At 37.7% G+C, this 16,208-nt stretch carries 17 protein-coding genes and 1 pseudogene; 17 read left to right on the forward strand and 1 reads right to left on the reverse strand.

The window, feature by feature from the left end; translation table 11 throughout:
* Positions 1-146: 146 nt before the first annotated feature.
* Entirely contained in the window at positions 147-1,073 is a 927-nt protein-coding gene (locus V7147_RS01425) for a Na/Pi symporter (protein ID WP_335366076.1), read from the reverse strand.
* Positions 1,074-1,418: 345 nt separating this feature from the next.
* On the opposite strand from V7147_RS01425, the gene rpsU reads away from it, so the two are divergent.
* From rpsU to glyS, 17 genes and pseudogenes are all read left to right on the forward strand, one after another.
* Positions 1,419-1,592: a 30S ribosomal protein S21 gene (gene rpsU / locus V7147_RS01430; protein ID WP_015595024.1), complete on the forward strand. Its 174-nt coding sequence runs from the start codon at positions 1,419-1,421 to the stop codon at positions 1,590-1,592.
* 16 nt (positions 1,593-1,608) lie between these two features.
* Complete coding sequence (locus tag V7147_RS01435; RefSeq protein ID WP_335366077.1) at positions 1,609-2,055, forward strand: GatB/YqeY domain-containing protein; 447 nt, start codon at positions 1,609-1,611, stop codon at positions 2,053-2,055.
* A gap of 214 nt (positions 2,056-2,269) precedes the next feature.
* A complete protein-coding gene (locus V7147_RS01440; protein ID WP_335366078.1) occupies positions 2,270-3,601 on the forward strand; it encodes an NfeD family protein in 1,332 nt (443 codons plus the stop codon).
* Between the two features lie 23 nt (positions 3,602-3,624).
* On the forward strand, positions 3,625-4,614 hold the full coding sequence (floA, locus tag V7147_RS01445) for a flotillin-like protein FloA (RefSeq protein WP_335366079.1): 990 nt from the start codon (positions 3,625-3,627) through the stop codon (positions 4,612-4,614).
* Positions 4,615-4,644: 30 nt separating this feature from the next.
* Positions 4,645-5,127, forward strand: a complete 483-nt coding sequence (locus V7147_RS01450; protein ID WP_335366080.1) for a hypothetical protein — start codon at positions 4,645-4,647, stop codon at positions 5,125-5,127.
* A 66-nt stretch (positions 5,128-5,193) separates the two neighbouring features.
* The gene (gene yqfC, locus V7147_RS01455; RefSeq protein ID WP_057998720.1) at positions 5,194-5,478 is read left to right on the forward strand and encodes a sporulation protein YqfC; all 285 of its coding nucleotides are present in this window, start codon (positions 5,194-5,196) and stop codon (positions 5,476-5,478) included.
* A 166-nt stretch (positions 5,479-5,644) separates the two neighbouring features.
* Positions 5,645-6,776, forward strand: a pseudogene (gene yqfD, locus V7147_RS01460) (sporulation protein YqfD).
* 3 nt (positions 6,777-6,779) lie between these two features.
* On the forward strand, positions 6,780-7,742 hold the full coding sequence (locus tag V7147_RS01465) for a PhoH family protein (protein WP_335366082.1): 963 nt from the start codon (positions 6,780-6,782) through the stop codon (positions 7,740-7,742).
* A gap of 83 nt (positions 7,743-7,825) precedes the next feature.
* Positions 7,826-10,024, forward strand: a complete 2,199-nt coding sequence (locus V7147_RS01470; protein WP_335366083.1) for an HD family phosphohydrolase — start codon at positions 7,826-7,828, stop codon at positions 10,022-10,024.
* Complete coding sequence (gene ybeY, locus V7147_RS01475) at positions 10,021-10,491, forward strand: rRNA maturation RNase YbeY (protein ID WP_335366084.1); 471 nt, start codon at positions 10,021-10,023, stop codon at positions 10,489-10,491. Before V7147_RS01470 ends, ybeY begins: the two co-directional genes overlap by 4 nt.
* Positions 10,475-10,861: a diacylglycerol kinase family protein gene (locus V7147_RS01480; protein ID WP_335366085.1), complete on the forward strand. Its 387-nt coding sequence runs from the start codon at positions 10,475-10,477 to the stop codon at positions 10,859-10,861. The genes ybeY and V7147_RS01480 overlap by 17 nt, the downstream gene beginning before the upstream one ends.
* A 114-nt stretch (positions 10,862-10,975) precedes the next feature.
* A complete protein-coding gene (locus tag V7147_RS01485; protein ID WP_335366086.1) occupies positions 10,976-11,377 on the forward strand; it encodes a cytidine deaminase in 402 nt (133 codons plus the stop codon).
* Positions 11,367-12,278 (forward strand): GTPase Era, encoded by a 912-nt coding sequence (era, locus tag V7147_RS01490; RefSeq protein WP_335366087.1) that lies wholly within the window; start codon positions 11,367-11,369, stop codon positions 12,276-12,278. The genes V7147_RS01485 and era overlap by 11 nt, the downstream gene beginning before the upstream one ends.
* A 143-nt stretch (positions 12,279-12,421) precedes the next feature.
* Positions 12,422-12,565, forward strand: a complete 144-nt coding sequence (locus tag V7147_RS01495) for a YqzL family protein (RefSeq protein WP_335366088.1) — start codon at positions 12,422-12,424, stop codon at positions 12,563-12,565.
* A 92-nt stretch (positions 12,566-12,657) separates the two neighbouring features.
* Positions 12,658-13,407 carry a DNA repair protein RecO gene (gene recO / locus V7147_RS01500; protein WP_335366089.1) on the forward strand — a complete coding sequence of 250 codons (750 nt, stop codon included), beginning with the start codon at positions 12,658-12,660 and terminating at the stop codon, positions 13,405-13,407.
* A gap of 325 nt (positions 13,408-13,732) precedes the next feature.
* Positions 13,733-14,623, forward strand: a complete 891-nt coding sequence (gene glyQ / locus V7147_RS01505) for a glycine--tRNA ligase subunit alpha (protein WP_057998729.1) — start codon at positions 13,733-13,735, stop codon at positions 14,621-14,623.
* Positions 14,616-16,208, forward strand: a 1,593-nt coding sequence (gene glyS / locus V7147_RS01510; RefSeq protein ID WP_335366090.1) for a glycine--tRNA ligase subunit beta, incomplete at its 3' end; no start/stop codon positions are given. The genes glyQ and glyS, both read left to right, overlap by 8 nt.

Consider the following 16,208-nt stretch of genomic DNA (forward strand, 5'->3'; position numbering starts at 1 on the left):
TTTTCGGGCAGTAAGTTCAAAGACTATAAACGCCACTTCCTGTGGCAACGGCTTTATGACCCACATCCTGTGGTCCTAAAATTTGGGCGGCAAATACGCTAATGCGTATTTGGATTAGGAAGCTGGCCGAAAACGGCCAGCTTTTCCTATGCAGCTCTATGTACCTTCATGATAAAATTCGTTAACGCCCCAAGAAAAGGTAAAAAGAGAAGTGAAGTAAGGACATTAAAGATCAAACTGACGTGGGCGATTTGAACATCAGGATGTGATGTAAGCAGCATGGCGATTTGACCAAGCACATTTATTAACGGAAAAAATAAAACTACACCGATCACATTTACCCATATATGGGCATATGCAGCTAGCTTGGCTTCATGTCTACTCCCAATACTTGCAATAAAAGCAGTAATACATGTTCCGATGTTCGCACCTAGTAAAACTGCAATCCCTGCATTTAAAGTTAGTAGCTGTTCATTCATAAAGCCCATAATGATACCAGTTGTCGCAGTACTCGATTGAATAATAGAAGTCAAAATCGTCCCAACTCCTACCCCAAAAAGACCGCTCTCATTGGTATGTTGAAAAAAAGTATGAATGGACGGAAATTGTGAGATTGGACTAGCAAGCTGCTCAAACCCATTCATCGCCACAAACATACATCCCAATCCAAATAAAAAAGCACCAAAGCTAAATACCTGTTGATTACTAATAAACAAACATAAAAATCCTAAAATTAAAATCGGAACAATCCATTCAAAAATATCAAAGGTAATCATTTCTGCCGTAAAGGTGGTTCCAATATTGGTACCAAGTATAATTCCAATGGATTGCTTAAAGGTTAAATATCCTGTCGCAATTAACCCAACAACAAGAACCATAACAGCAGAGCTGCTGTGGATAATTGCGGTAATGATCATTCCAGTTAATAATCCCTTGATCGGATTATTAGTAAAGCGAATCAGCCAAACCTTTAGTTTGTCTCCGGTAAGATTATAAAGGCCTGTCCTCATCACAGTCATGCCAAAAAGAAAGATTGCGATAAATACAGCAAATAATGAAATAAGTTCAATCATCCATTTTCACCCCTATCTCATTGTATGGACAAGGATTCGTGAAAATGACTACTTCAACTTTTTATCTTAGCCCCTTTCGAAATTTATTGGAAATGCCGTAATAGACAATAAATAAAGGGAATTTAACAGGAATAATAGTAAAAAAAATTATTAAAACTAGTAAGGAACACGTGATTTCTAGTGTTACTATTGTGAATTACAGTTGACCAAAAATCATGCATATATTATAATTGCAAAGTACATGTTTTTTGTTTCGACGATATTTTTCGATCGACACTAAGAGAATGTAATAGAACATGTGTCTTAATTAGAGTTAGTGGTTGTTTTCGGAGGGAGGGAATTAGAATGTCAAAAACGGTCGTTCGTAAAAACGAATCGCTTGAAGATGCTCTTCGCCGCTTCAAACGTACTGTGTCTAAATCTGGTACTATTCAAGAAGCTAGAAAGCGCGAATTCTATGAAAAGCCTAGCGTAAAGCGTAAGAAGAAATCTGAAGCTGCTAGAAAGCGTAAATTCTAAAAGAGGGTGTAGTTTTATGGGTCTTCTCGAGCGTTTAAATAATGATATGAAAACAGCGATGAAGAATAAAGAGAAAGATAAGCTATCTGTTATTCGAATGGTGAAGGCTGCCCTTCAAAATGAGGGGATTAAGCTTGGTACCAGTGAACTTTCAGAAGAAACAGAACTAACGGTTCTTACTCGTGAATTAAAACAACGAAAAGATTCCCTCCGCGAATTTAGTAACGCTGGTCGTGAAGATCTTGTTAATAAAATTCAAACTGAAATTGAGATATTAGAGGTATACCTTCCAGAACAATTATCTGAAGAGGATCTTGTTATGATTGTGAAAGAAACAGTACAAGAGGTCAATGCTTCTTCAAAGGCTGACATGGGCAAAGTGATGGCTGCCATCATGCCAAAGGTTAAAGGCAAAGCTGATGGCGGTCTCGTAAACAAACTTGTTCAACAGCAATTATCTTAACAAAAGCACCTTACATCGCGTAAGGTGTTTTTTCATTATAAGGGGATACTGGGGAATTGTACCTTTGAAATTGTTTCCCCCAATACATACTAAAGGTAGGAATTACCACTAAAAAGATTGTATAAAAACGATCAAAAAATGAAACCAGGTATGCACTTCAATCGTATTACATACTATGAAGACTCAAAAATGAATAGAGAGGAGGGAACGCGATTTGAAAAAATGGAGAATCCTTTTATTCCTGTCCATTATTCTCTTGCCGCTAATCCTTACAATAACGCCAAATAAGAGCCACAGTGCAGCAGACCAAGTGGTGTATATTATCCCTTTGGAAGAAACAGTTGAAAAAGGATTAAGTGCATTTATCGATCGTTCGATTACTGATGCTGAGAATAAAGGAGCAGATATCATCATTTTTGAAATTAATACCCCGGGTGGGGCGGTTGATGCTGCAACACAAATAGGCAAACGAATTCAGGAATCAACCATTCCTACGGTCGCCTATATCAATAACGATGCCATCTCAGCGGGTGCTTTTATCGCATTAAATGCAGATCAGATCTATATGTCTGATAATGGTAGAATGGGAGCAGCTGGTATAATTGACCAAGCAGGGAATACAGCAGATGAAAAAGCCGTTTCCTACTGGTTGTCGGCAATGAAAGGCGCTGCAGAAAACAATGGGCGTGATCCAATTTACGCATTAGCAATGGCAGATAAAGAGATTGATCTTCCCGAGCTTGGCGCCGAAAAAGGAAAGTTTCTTACACTAACAGCCAAACAGGCTCTATCCGTTAAATATGCGGAAGGGATTGTCCACGATAGAGCTGAATTATTAAAGACACTAGGCTATGAAAAAGCAGCTATTGAAGAAGCAGAAGTAAGTATTGCTGAAAAAATTGCACGCTTTATTACAAATCCAATTGTTGTTTCGATTTTATTAACAATCGGAAGCTTAGGGTTAGTTGTTGAATTATACTCTCCTGGTTTTGGCATTCCTGGTATAATGGGAATATCTGCACTATTGCTCTTTTTCTATGGGCATATGGTAGCGGGACTAGCTGGAATGGAATCCATTATTCTTTTTGTAATAGGTATTGTATTAATTTTACTGGAGTTTGTTTTGCCTGGGGGGATTGTTGGCTTGATAGGAGTAGGGGCTATTTTAACGAGCTTTTTCTTAGCAGGAAGCAGTATGATGGTAATTAGTATTTCACTCTTAGTAGCATTAGTAGCAACAATTGTTGTATCGATCATTTTGGCGAAAGTTTTCGGCAAGAGGCTACATGCATTTAAAAAGATTATCCTCTTTGATTCTACCAATACTGAAAGTGGTTATGTGTCTAATAAGAATCGAGAAGATTTAATCGGAAAACAAGGCATTGCCTTAACAACATTAAGACCTTCGGGTACTGCAATTATTAACGATGAAAGAATTGATGTTGTCACACAAGGCAATTTCATTGAAAGAAATACAAAAGTTGAAGTCATCAAAACAGAAGGTTCTCGAATTGTCGTTCGAGAAGTGACTGAAATTGATAAATAAAAAAAAGTAGGAGGAAAAATAAAATGCCAACAGGTATGATTACAATTCTAATATTAGTTGCACTCGGTATTATTATATTGGCTGTACTCTTTACATTTGTGCCAGTTGCACTATGGATTTCAGCACTTGCAGCTGGTGTCCGTGTAAGTATTTTTACATTAATAGGGATGAGGTTGCGTCGCGTTATACCGGGTCGTGTTATTATCCCGTTAATTAAGGCTCAAAAAGCAGGTTTAAATCTGAATACAAATCAATTGGAGAGTCACTATTTAGCAGGTGGTAATGTTGACCGTGTTGTTAACGCACTAATCGCTGCACAACGTGCGAACATTGAATTAACCTTTGAAAGAGCAGCAGCAATCGATTTAGCAGGTCGTGACGTATTAGAGGCTGTACAAATGAGTGTTAACCCTAAGGTTATCGAAACACCATTTATTTCAGGTGTGGCGATGGATGGTATTGAAGTAAAAGCAAAAGCACGTATCACAGTTCGTGCAAATATTGATCGCTTAGTCGGGGGAGCAGGAGAGGAAACTGTTATTGCCCGTGTAGGTGAAGGTATTGTAAGTACAATCGGTTCCCAAAATGATCATAAAAAAGTTCTTGAAAACCCCGATATGATTTCAAAAACTGTTTTAGCAAAAGGGCTTGATGCAGGTACTGCATTCGAAATCCTTTCCATTGATATCGCAGACCTTGATATCGGTAAAAATATCGGGGCTGTACTTCAAACTGACCAAGCTGAAGCAGATAAGAAAATTGCTCAAGCGAAGGCTGAAGAACGTCGTGCAATGGCGGTTGCAAGTGAGCAAGAAATGCGCGCTCGTGTAGAAGAAATGAAAGCGAAGGTTGTGGAAGCTGAGGCTGAAGTACCATTAGCAATGGCAGAAGCATTACGCACTGGTAACCTTGGAGTGCTGGACTATACAAATCTAAAAAATATCATGGCTGACACTGACATGAGAGATTCAATTGGTAGAAGCACTAAGGATCATGACGAAGATCATAAATAAACCTCAAAACGTCGAAAGGAGGTTTAGACTGTGGATTCACCTATAGAAGGGCTAATTAAATTTATTATGGCTAATCCCATAATTTTGATAATCGTATTTGGACTTTTTGTTAATGCATTTAAACGTTTTGCGAGTGGTAAAAAAGAACCTACGACTCAAATACCATTACCAAAGCAGTTCGATCCGTTTGATCAAGAACCAAAGCCTGAAAAAGAGGAATATCAGGTCGAAACGAAGTATGATTATGATGAATTTGAAGCTAAAGAAGCTTCTGCTCCTCAGGTTCCAAATACGTTCTTTGAACGATACCAAGAGCTTCAACAAAATGGAACCTATAGTGAAAACAAAAGCAAGGGTGAAGAACCAGCCATAACGGTTCATAAGCCTGCAGTAGCCAATAAAGAACGTTTGGCTGTCAAAAGCTACTCGAAAAACAAAGTCGTCGAAGGGATTGTATGGTCTGAAATTCTTGGTCCCCCAAGGGCAAAAAGACCGTACCAACTCCGTCGATAAAATTTTATAGATGTTCTATGAACCCCGTTTCACTCATAAATATGAGTTGAAAGGGGGTTCTTTTTTATGCCTAAAAACCTAGGACAACGCATGAAAAGATGGATCACAAACAAGATGGAACTTCCTGCTGACGTCATGATGGATCTTCCAAGAATAACCATGATTGGACAATTACATATTTACATAGAGAATCATCGCGGATTATTAACCTTTTCAGATAAAGAAGTACGGCTATTACTGAAACAAGGACAACTTCTGATAAAAGGGAAAGCATTTGTGATTAAAACAATTTTACCTGAGGAAATCATGCTCGAAGGAAAAATTGAACATGTGCAATATATTGAGAATTGAGAATTGATTCTACCTTTATTCAGCATGGCTGAATAAAGGAAAGCCTCCGGCGGATGCCACGATTTTTTAGAGGAAATTTTTCGGTCAAGCCCGAAAAAAATCGGGCGCAAATACGCCGAGGCGAATTTGATTAGAGGAGGCCATTTATAGCATGAAAAATCATTGGATGCACTTTTTTACTGGAAGTGTCAAGGTAGTTATTTCAGGAAAAGGGACAGAGAGATTCATAAATGAGTGTGTAAGGCAAGGAATTGTCGTGTGGGATGTGAAAAAGCCGGGTACACATGCCCTGAGCTTTTCAATGTATTTAAAAGATATAAAAAAAATTCGACGAGTTGTTCGTAAAAATGATTGTAAACTTAAATTCATTGGAAAAAGGGGCTTGCCATTTCTCGTTCANNTTTTTTATCATTGTTACCTTATTATCAAATATGGTTTGGAACATAAAAGTGGAGGGAGCCAAACCAGAAACAGAGCACCGCATTATTCAAGAATTGAAAAAGCTTGGTGTAGAAAAAGGGAAGCTACAATTTTTTATAGAAGATAATGAATCATTGCAAAGGCATCTGGAAGATGCCGTAACTGATATTACATGGATTGGTGTGGAATTAAATGGGACGACCTATCATTTTGAGGTTGTTGAAAAGAACCAGCCGGAACCTCCAGAACAGCTTAGTCCAAGAAATCTTGTTGCCAATAAAAAAGCAATTATCAAGAAACTAATCGTGGAAGAAGGAAAGCCCGTTGTAGCCGAAAATGATTTTGTCAAAAAGGGCGATCTTTTAGTTACTGGTAAAATTGGAAAAGAAGGAGAGGAAATCTACGTACCTGCACGTGGAAAAATTTTTGGCGAAACTTGGTACAAGTCTGAAGTAACGGTAGAAATTACAACGAAACTTGATGTATTAACAGGGGAAAATAATATAAAACACTATATCTCGTTAGGGGATTTCCGTATACCTATTTGGGGTTTTGGTAAGATTGAATATAAGGAGTTTCAAACGGATTTGGAGGAAAGACATATCAAATTTTTTAATTGGGAACTTCCAATTGCATATGAAAAAGAGACCATTAGAGAAAGTGAAAAAACCATCAGAACGTATACGACAAATGAGGCTATCGAAGAAGCTAAGCGAATTGGAAGGAATACGTTAGAACAAGAATTAGATAGCGATGCTGAAATTATGGAAGAAAAAGTTTTGCGTCATTCCATTAACAATGGTAAAGTAAAATTGGAAATAAAATATAATGTTATTGAGAATATCGTCACTACGATACCATTAGTTCAAGGAGACTAAAGGATGTCAGAAGATTTAGTTATGAGTAAACATCAACTTGAAAATACAAACGAGGCACTAGTTTTGTTTGGAAACAATGATCTTCATCTTAAACGGATTGAAGAAGAATTAAATGTTTCGATCATCACAAGAGGTGAGGCTGTCCATGTCTCAGGAGACGCAACTAATGTACAGCTTGTTGAGGGAATACTTGAAAAGCTTCTTGGAGTGATACGAAAAGGGATACATGTAAGTGAACGAGATATTATTTACTGTATTCAAATGGCGAAAAGTGGGAAACTAGATTCATTTGAAGAAATATACGATGAAGAAATTACAAAAACTGCAAAGGGGAAATCCATTCGTGTAAAAACACACGGACAACGTCAATATGTGGCAGCTATTAAACAGCATGATTTAGTATTTGGTATCGGTCCAGCGGGTACCGGAAAAACCTATTTGGCAGTTGTTATGGCTGTAAACGCTTTGAAAAACGGACAGGTTAAACGCATTATTCTGACTCGTCCAGCTGTTGAAGCAGGTGAAAGCCTAGGATTTTTACCAGGAGATTTAAAAGAAAAGGTTGATCCATACTTACGTCCTTTGTATGATGGATTACACGATGTACTAGGTGCTGAGCATACCGAACGTTTAATGGAACGAGGAATAATTGAAATTGCCCCATTAGCCTATATGAGAGGACGTACACTTGACGATGCTTTTGTCATTTTAGATGAAGCGCAAAATACAACATTGGCCCAAATGAAGATGTTTTTGACACGCTTAGGTTTTGGCTCTAAAATGGTCATAACAGGAGATATCTCGCAAATCGATTTACCTAAAGGGGTAAAATCCGGCTTACATGAAGCAATAAATATCCTGAAGGATGTATATGGATCTGCGTTTATCTTTTTGGAACAGTCTGATGTTGTACGTCATCCTCTTGTAGCACGCATTATTGAAGCGTATGAAAAGGCTGAGGCTTAAAGTAGTAAAGACCCATATGTAATGGGTCTTTTTTATCATTAGTGGAACTGGTAAAATAAGCCTTAGAGAAGGAGGTTCAAGAAATGAGGAAAACGACAAAGCTAACAAATAAGTTGTCCGTTATTAAAAGCAAACAATACCTACATATTTTGATTTATATCCTCCTTGCAGGGATTATGTTTTTAGTCATGTTTAGTAATGTCAAACCGGAAGTTTTGCAATTAGAGGTTTTGCATCCTTCTGAACAGACAATTCGTTCTCCATTAACAATTGAAGATAAAATTGCCACTAAGGCAAAACAGGATGCAGCAGCAAAAGAAGTTGAAGATGTTTTTACACTTAAGTCCGAATATGCAGATAATCAAGTGGATCTTGCCATTTCTATTTTTGACTCTATTGAAGAAACGAATAATGAAGCATTGGATATGTATAATGTGAAGGTAAAAGAATGGGAAAGTCGTACGGAAGAAGATCGAGGGGAAGAACCCAAACCATTGACAGCTTCAGAAAAATTACAGATGCTAAAGACGAAGCTACCACAGGATTTAATAAATCGAATACCGGATGATGTCCTTACAGCTTTATTAACTGCTACTCGTGATCAATTATCCCGTGCAAAAGATGCGGTTATCACTGCAGTAAATAATGTCATGAATACGAGAATTCCATCTTCTGAGGTAGAAAATGCAAAAAATAAAGTCGTGGAAGAACTGCAATACTCCAGTGTTGATACAGCACTACGAGAGTCTATGCGTGAAATGGCGCGTTTTGCAATCGTTCAAAACGTCTATTATGATGTTGATGCCACCGAAGAAAAACGCCGTCAAGCGAGTGAAGTGGTGGAGCCGGTAAAAATTCTACAAGGTCAAATAATTGTAGAAGAAGGTCAATTAATCACAAGGGATATATATCGTCAATTAGAGCTGCTAGGTATGACTAGCACCAATAACCCAATTCTACCATTCATTGGCCTGGCATTAATTATTGTGTTAGTGATTACGGCACTCGTGTATCATTTTCATAACGAGATGATTCCTACCGACCGACATCGGAATATTTACTTACTAATTTTTGCGATTATCTTTACTATTACCATTCTATTAATGAAAGGTATAAGTTTATTCCAACAAATCGATTATTCCGATATTGGATATATAGTTCCGGTAGCTATGGGTGCATTGTTAATAAAACTATTAATTAATGAAAAAGTTGCCATACTTTCGAGCATGATTTTTGCCGTTTGTGGAAGTCTTATCTTTAACGAGGGTGTTACGGGTACGCTCAATTTCACAGCTGGAATATATTTCTTGTTTGGTTGCTTAGCTGGTGTCTTATTTTTAAGTAAGCATAATCGTAGAGGAAAAATTCTCCAAGCAGGACTTTTTGTGGCCTTGATTAATATTATCGTGATTTTTTCGATTATGTTATTACAAAATGGTAGTTATTCAAGCCTAGACTATGGTTCATCCATTATTATGGCAGTTTTATCGGGTGTTATAGCTGCTGTCCTAACAATAGGTCTATTGCCATTCTTTGAAGCAGGATTTAATATTCTATCGACCATGAAATTAATCGAATTATCTAACCCAAATCACCCATTATTACGTAAAATTTTAACGGAAGCACCAGGAACATATCATCATAGTGTCATGGTTGCGAATTTGTCAGAGTCTGCATGTGAAGCAATTGGGGCAAATGGATTATTAGCGAGAGTTTCATCGTATTATCATGATATTGGAAAAACAAAGCGCCCGCATTTCTTTATTGAAAACCAGATGAATATTGAAAATCCACATGATAAAATTGCTCCACAGCTTAGTAAGACGATTATTACAGCACATGCCACAGATGGAGCAGAAACTTTGAGAAAATATAAAATGCCCAAAGAAATCGTCGACATTGCCGAACAGCATCATGGGACAACACTGTTAAAATATTTTTATCATAAAGCAAAGCAACAAAGTGAGCGAGAAATCCTTGAGTCTGATTTCAGATATGTGGGCCCTAAGGCACAAACAAAAGAGGCTTCAGTCATTGGAATTGCAGATAGTGTTGAAGCAGCGGTACGTTCGCTATCAAACCCAACCCCTCAAAAAATCGAGTCACTAGTTAATAGTATCATTGCCGACCGATTACAGGATGGGCAATTTGATGAATGTGATATAACGTTAAAAGAGCTTGATATCGTTGCAAAAACACTTTGTGAATCACTAAAGGGAATCTTCCATTCAAGGATTGAATACCCTGCTGAGGCTACAAAACAGAAGGTGAAAGAAGCATGAGATTAGAAATTGATTTTAACGATGAAATTGGTGAAGTAAAAGAAGACGAATGCACGTTAGTTGAAGAACTACTTTTTTTAGCTGCTAAACTAGAAGGCGTAAAAGAAGGGACAGAGGTTTCGATTACCTTTGTTGATAATGACCGGATTCAAGAAATTAATCGGGAATATCGCGATAAAGATCAACCAACAGATGTAATTTCCTTTGCTATGGAAGAAATGGGCGAAGGAGAGATTGCCATTATTGGTGAAGACATACCAAAGCTATTAGGAGATATCATTATTTCAATCCCTCGGGCAAGAGAGCAGGCCGAGGATTATGGTCATTCCTTTGCTCGTGAATTAGGTTTCCTTGCGGTCCATGGTTTCTTGCATTTGCTTGGCTATGACCATATGACAAAAGAGGATGAGGAAAAAATGTTCTCAAGACAAAAGGAAATCTTAGAGGTCTATGGACTTGAAAGATAAGCAAAAAAGGAAATGGGCGCGCTTAATCAGAAGCTTTTCGTATGCTTTACAAGGCTTGCGAGAAGCATTTTTTTCGGAACGTAATTTACAGATACACTTTTTGTTTTCCATCATTGTAGTGATTTGCGGATTCCTTTTTCAAATCACCAAGATGGAATGGATGGTTATTCTTCTTTTAATCGGTGGAATGTTTTCAATCGAATTGATGAATACGTCTGTTGAAAAGGTGGTGGATTTAGTTACCAGTGAATTTCATCCCCTAGCTAAGAAAGCTAAGGATATCGCAGCTGGAGCTGTCCTCATTTTTGCGGTTATATCTGTTATCATTGGATTGATCATCTTCGTGCCTTACTTAATCGGGTTAATTTAAAGAAAATTCTTACAATCGTGTAACAAATGATTTAAACCGATGCATGAATCAAGATTTTTAGGTAAAATAAAAATACACTTCCGTACTAGGATACGCAGAAAGGAATAATGAATTGTGAAAACACAGGAACTAATCAACGAAGCGAAAAAAGCAAGAGAACTAGCATATGTTCCATATTCAAGCTTTAAAGTAGGAGCTGCACTTCTTACAAAGGATGGTAAGGTATACCATGGCTGTAATATTGAAAATGCAGGCTATAGTGCAACCAATTGTGCAGAAAGAACGGCCCTTTTTAAGGCTGTTTCTGAAGGAGATAAGGAGTTTGTATCAATGGCTGTAGTGGCAGATACAGACCGACCAGTGCCCCCATGTGGCGTTTGTCGTCAAGTAATTTCAGAACTATGCCAGCCTGATATGAAGGTCTATTTATCAAACCTAAAAGGCGATGTACAAGAGACAACGATTAATGAATTACTACCAGGGGCTTTTACACCGGAGGATTTAAATGGAAAATAAGAATGGATATAAATCAGGTTTTGTTTCGATTATTGGACGACCAAATGTTGGTAAGTCTACTTTTTTAAATCATGTAATTGGGCAAAAAATTGCTATTATGAGTGATAAACCTCAAACGACACGAAACAAGGTGCAAGGGGTATTCACAGAAGAAAATTCTCAAATTATTTTTATTGATACACCTGGGATTCATAAACCAAAGCATAAGCTTGGCGATTTTATGATGAAGGTTGCCCAGAACACACTTAAAGAAGTCGATATCGTCTTATTTATGATAAATGCTGAAGAGGGATATGGTCGCGGTGATGAATTCATCATTGAACGACTAAAAAATATTCAGACACCAGTTTTTCTAGTGGTTAATAAGATAGACCAAATACACCCTGATCAATTATTAGAATTAATCGAGAAGTACAAAGGGCTCTATCCTTTTAAGGAGATTGTTCCGATTTCTGCACTGCAGGGCACGAATACCCCAAGATTAGTTGATCAAATTAAAAATTATCTACCGGAGGGACCTCAATACTATCCTGCTGATCAAGTAACAGACCATCCGGAACGATTTATTATCACTGAATTAATTCGTGAAAAAGTGCTTCACCTGACAAGAGAGGAAATACCACATTCAATTGCAGTTGTAATGGATTCACTCGAGAGAAGAGAAGGTGGCAATACCGTCTATGTTGGTGCTACTATCATTGTTGAGCGTAATTCGCAAAAAGGAATTGTAATTGGAAAACAAGGCAGCATGCTTAAAGAGGTTGGGAAGCGAGCCAGGGCTGATATTGAAGCATTGCTAGGGTCGAAGGTCTTTTTAGAGCTTTGGGTAAAGGTTCAAAAGGATTGGCGAAACAAAATGTCTCAGCTTCGTGACTATGGATTTAGAGAAGACGAGTATTAGAAGATAAACATTAAAAGAAAAAATACACGGATTAGCAAAATTTATGTAACATGTTTTTTAGGATTTTCGGTCAAGATATTCTTACAAGTGAATGAAATTGGAGTAGTCTTTGCTAGTAAAATAACGAAAGAGGTGGGGTTACTATGTTAGATTTTACCTGGAAGGTGTTTAGTCAAACAGGTAATGTTGATACGTATCTTCTTTTTAAGGAATTGGAACTAGAGAAGAGTGAGAGACCCGAATTACAGAGTGAGGAGCTAGCAGAAATAGATTTCCCAATTACTTGACCATCCTAAAAAAGCGTCTTAAACTAAAGTAGGACGTATTATTTTGTAACAATGGTAATTGGTTGCCTTGTTGCCAATGGATGGTGACAGAAGTGCTGCAAAAATGCGAAGGTATTATCATAAGAACAAGTGATTATGGTGAAACGAATAAAATCGTTACTTTGTATACCCGTGAATGGGGGAAAATTGGGGTAATGGCAAGAGGCGCAAAAAAACCAAGTAGTCGCCTTGCTGCTATTACCCAGGTTTTTACATATGGACAGTTTTTAGTTCAAAAAACGTCTGGTTTAGGCGTTTTACAACAAGGCGAAACGATTTCAACCTTTCGATCCGTTCGGGAAGATATTTTCTTAACTGCATATGCATCTTATGTGGTGGAATTAACCGATAAATGTACGGAAGAAAAAAGATCTAATCCTTTTCTTTTTGAAATGCTGTATCAAACCGTAAATTACTTAAATGAAGGATATGATCCTGATATTCTTCTGCATATTTATGAGCTAAAAATGCTGCCCTTACTTGGATTGTATCCTCGTCTTGACGAATGTACAATTTGTAAAAGTACGGAGGGTGAATTTGGTTTTTCGATTAAAGAAGGTGGGCTACTTTGTCATCGCTGCTATGAAAAAGAACCATATCATCTAAAAGTGTCACAAGCTACAATTCGATTACTTCGCTTGTTTTATTATTTCGATTTAAGTCGCTTAGGTAGTATTGCCGTTAAGGATGAAACGAAGAAAGAAATAAAAATGGTGATCGACATGTATTACGAAGAATATTCAGGCTTGTATCTAAAGTCAAAGCGATTCTTAGATCAACTTGAAAATTTTCGTCTGCCGTAAAGAGGCTACTTGACATGGATTTAATTTTGGACTATAGTTCAATTAAAATAATCGCACGGTGAAGGAAAGTAGTACTTATTATCGTTCATAAAAGCGAACCTAGGACGGTGGAAGCTAGGGTATGAACAAATAAGGAAGGCGTTCCAGAGTGTATCGCTTGAAAGAGGCAATAACTCGATTACACGAGTTAGTTGCAAATAGGGTGGAACCGCGGGTAAACTCTCGTCCCTATGTCTACAATTAGGCATAGAGGAGGGGAGTTTTTTATTTTTTACCTGAGTGTTTTTCGAACTACAAAAAAAGATTTTTAGCGAGGTGCTAGACAATGAATATTCAAGAAATGATATTAACGTTACAAAAGCATTGGTCAGATCAAGGCTGCATCCTTATGCAAGCCTATGACGTGGAAAAGGGTGCAGGAACCATGAGCCCCTATACATTCTTAAGAAGCCTTGGTCCGGAGCCTTGGAATGTAGCCTATGTTGAACCGTCTAGACGTCCAGTCGATGGCCGTTACGGAGAAAACCCAAACCGTCTTTATCAACACCATCAATTCCAAGTTATCATGAAGCCATCACCTGATAATATTCAGGAGCTATACCTTGAATCTTTACGTAAATTAGGAATTGATCCATTAGAGCATGATATCCGCTTCGTTGAAGATAACTGGGAGGCGCCAACACTAGGAGCAGCAGGTCTTGGTTGGGAAGTATGGCTTGACGGAATGGAAGTAACTCAATTTACATATTTCCAACAGGTAGGTGGCATTGAATGTAAACCTGTATCTGTTGAAATCACATACGGAATTGAACGTCTAGCGTCTTATATTCAAGATAAGGAAAATGTTTTCGATCTTGAATGGACAAAAGGTTTTACGGTCCGTGATATTTTCCATCAGCCTGAATACGAGCATTCAAAATATACTTTTGAAACATCTGACCCGGAAATGCTATTTAACTTATTTAGCATTTATGAAAAGGAAGCACACCGTCAAATGGACGAAGGCCTCGTTCATCCTGCATATGACTATGTTTTAAAATGTTCACATACCTTTAACCAGCTAGATGCGAGGGGAGCAATCTCAGTTACAGAAAGAACAGGGTATATCGGCAGAGTGCGTAATTTAGCACGTAAAGTAGCTAAAACGTTTTATGAAGAGCGGGAAAAATTAGGCTTCCCAATGCTGAAGGCAAAAGGAGACGATCGTCATGAGTAATCAAGATTTATTGATTGAAATTGGTTTAGAGGAGATGCCAGCAAGGTTTGTAACAGATGCCATGAATCAGCTTTCTGACAAGATTACAAACTGGTTGCTTGAACATAATCTTTCATTTGAGCAGGTCGAACGTTATTCTTCGCCTAGAAGACTAGCCGTTCTTGTTCATGATGTTGCGGAAAAACAAAAGGATGTTGAACTTGAAGCAAAGGGTCCTGCGAAAAAAATAGCTTTAGATCAGGACGGCAATTGGTCAAAAGCCGCGATGGGTTTCACAAGAGGACAAGGTGCATCAGTTGAAGATATCTTTTTTAAAGAGATCAATGGTGTGGAATACGCGCATATCAATAAATTTATTAAAGGGAAAGCCACAAAAGAAATCTTAGGTGAGCTTGAGGATGTTATTACACATCTATCATTCCCTAAAAATATGCGTTGGGGCGAGCAAGAACTTCGCTATGTTCGTCCAATAAAATGGATCGTTGCTTTATTCGGTGATGAGATTATTCCAATATCGATCACTAATGTTACGGCAAGCAAAAAAACATGGGGACATCGTTTCTTAGGTCATGAGGTTGAAATTACAACGCCTAGAGATTATGAAAAACTTCTTATGTCTCAATATGTAATTGCAGATTATCTTGAGCGTAAAGAAGCAATTACAAACCAAATTAAAATACTTGAAGAAGATAATAATTGGGAAGTTCCAATTGATGCAGATTTGCTTGAAGAAGTTACAAATCTAGTTGAATATCCAACCGCCTTTTACGGAAAATTTGAAGAAGAATTTTTAAATTTACCTGAAGAAGTATTAATTACAAGCATGAGAGAGCATCAACGTTATTTCCCTGTAAAGGATAAAAATGGTTCCCTTCTACCTTTCTTTGTAGCAATTCGAAATGGTGATCATAAGCATCTTGAAACAGTCGCAAGGGGTAATGAGAAGGTAATACGTGCTCGTTTATCTGATGCAGACTTCTTCTATAAAGAAGATCAAAAGTTAAAAATTGATGACTTAATTCAGAAACTTGATAAAATCATTTACCATGAAGAAATTGGCTCAATTGGTGAAAAGGTTAGACGAATCCAGCAAATCACGAAGCAATTATCGGAGCTTCTTGAATTAGATAACGAAACACGGGAAAAGGCAAATCGGGCTGCCGGAATATGTAAATTTGACCTTGTCACCAATATGGTTTACGAATTCCCTGAACTTCAAGGGGTAATGGGTGAACGATATGCACGATTAAGTGGTGAAGATGAAGCAATTGCTGTAGCAATTAATGAGCATTACATGCCACGACATGCTGATGACGCTAGTCCTTCATCCACCATTGGTGCTTTAATCAGCCTTGCTGATAAGTTGGATACAATTGTTGGATGTTTCTCAATTGGTATCATACCAACTGGCTCACAGGACCCATATGCATTACGTCGTATGGCATCTGGTGTTGTTCAAATCTTACTTGATAAAGGCTGGAGCATTAAGCTTGAAGAATTATTCGATTATGTATTAAACCTATTTGTCGAAGCGAATATCGCAAAGCTTGAAACACAAGAAATTGAAAAAGAACTTGTTCAATTC

Source organism: Bacillus sp. JJ1521 (assembly GCF_036965165.1).
In the GTDB taxonomy this organism is placed as follows: Bacteria; Bacillota; Bacilli; order Bacillales; family Bacillaceae_L; genus Ferdinandcohnia.